The organism is uncultured Succinatimonas sp. (assembly GCF_905203285.1).
Lineage (GTDB): Bacteria > Pseudomonadota > Gammaproteobacteria > Enterobacterales > Succinivibrionaceae > Succinatimonas.
This window is the reverse complement of record NZ_CAJKVK010000148.1, coordinates 1-1879: the sequence shown is the minus strand read 5'-3', so window position 1 is coordinate 1879 and position 1879 is coordinate 1. Positions and strand designations below refer to the sequence as shown.

Here is a 1879-nt window from a genome sequence, read left to right as displayed (position 1 = left end):
TCATCCTCAGTACGAGGAAATCAACGTACGTTGCTCCTGCGGCAACAAATTCAAGATCCGCTCTACTGCAGGTCACGATATCGATATCGAAGTCTGCTCTCAGTGCCACCCTTTCTATACCGGCAAACAGAAGATTGTTGATACCGGCGGACGCGTCGAAGCTTTCAACAAGCGTTTTGCTATGCTCGGCAAAGCCCGTGCTGCTCAGAAAGTTACCAAATAATAAAATATTCAAATATTTTATTTTTAAGAAAAGCGCAGATCTTAACGGTCTGCGTTTTTTATTTCCGCCCCTCCGGCAAATTTTGTCTTTTTAGAGCCGAATTTTCTCTTAATCTACCAAAGATTCTTGATAGATTGGTAGAAAACCCAGCTGACAATCCCCTCTAGGTTCACAACTTACTTTTCGATAAGCTCTCTTTAATGTCAGTGCTTTTTACAGATTCAGACCTAATGCACAAATTAGGATCTTCAAAAGAAAATTTCTCAATTATTTACCGTGATTAGTGATAATCTTATAAATTGTGCTTTGAAAATAACTTCTTACATATAGAAGAAAGCGCTTATAAATCTCTTTTATGAGCAACCTAAAAAAGCTAAAAAGCTCCATTTAATAAAAAGCTATAGCTTAAATTAATGTCAAAAATAAGGGGGACACCTTGGATCATCAGCAACTTCACGACGAGGCGTTAAAGTATCATGAGTTCCCGACACCGGGTAAGATCAAAGTCGTCGTTACAAAACCTGCAGAAACTTCTACCGATTTAACCTTAGCCTACAGCCCCGGCGTTGCCGAGCCGGTACGCGAAATCGCCAAAAATCCGTCTGACGCGTTCAGATACACGGGAAAAGGCAACAGCGTAGCCATTATTTCCAACGGAACTGCAATTTTAGGTCTTGGTAACTTAGGACCTTTGGCTTCTAAACCGGTTATGGAAGGCAAAGCTTTATTGTTCAACCGCTTTGCCGGCATTAACGCCATCGATATCGAAGTTAAGCACGATACCGTTGATGAATTCATCAAAACCGTAGAATGCATCGCCGACACTTTCGGCGGCATCAATCTTGAAGATATTAAAGCTCCTGAATGCTTCGTCATCGAACGTGAATTAATCAAGCGCTGCAAAGTTCCAGTGTTCCATGACGACCAGCACGGTACCGCCATCGTTACCGCCGCCGGTATTTTAAATGCTCTTGAGCTTCAGGGAAAGAAGATTGAGGATTGTAAAGTTGTCTGCGTAGGTGCAGGTGCCGCCGGCGTTGCATGCTCTAACTTATTGCTTGCCTGCGGAGCCGACAAGAAGAAATTCTTTATGGTGGATCGTCACGGTGTTATCCGCTCCGATCGTCCGCAGTACAACAACGGTGAAAAGCCTTCATTCATCAATGACGCCGGTCCTAAGACCTTAGCCGAAGCCTGTGACGGAGCTGATATTTTATTAGGTGTATCAGGTCCGGGTCTTGTTACTGAAGATGAAGTTAAGAGCCTTGCTCCTAAGGCTGTGCTCTTTGCCTGCTCCAACCCGGATCCTGAAGTTGACCCTGAGCTCGTAAAGCGTGTCCGCCCTGACATCATCATGGGAACCGGACGCTCCGACTATCCGAACCAGATCAACAACGTTTTGTGCTTCCCGTTCCTTTTCCGCGGTACTTTGGATGTAAGAGCCACCTGCATTAATCTCGAAATGAAGAAAGCCGCAATGAACGCCATTCGCGAGATTGCCAAACTGCCGGTTCCTGCTGAAGTAGTTAAGGCAGCTCAGGTAGATAAGCTTGAGTTCGGTCCTGACTATGTAATTCCTAAGCCTATGGATCCGCGTCTGTTAAAACAGGTATCCCGTGCCGTCGCTGACCACGTGGGCCTGCATACCGTTACGCC

At 45.2% G+C, this 1879-nt stretch carries 2 protein-coding genes; both read left to right on the top strand.

Going from position 1 to position 1879, the window contains the following annotated elements; translation table 11 throughout:
- Nucleotides 1-223 (top strand): 50S ribosomal protein L31 (gene rpmE, locus QZ019_RS09720; RefSeq protein ID WP_295484622.1); only part of this gene is annotated, 223 nt, incomplete at its 5' end.
- Between the two features lie 436 nt (nt 224-659).
- Nucleotides 660-1879, top strand: a 1220-nt coding sequence (locus QZ019_RS09715; protein WP_295484620.1) for a malic enzyme-like NAD(P)-binding protein, incomplete at its 3' end; no start/stop codon positions are given.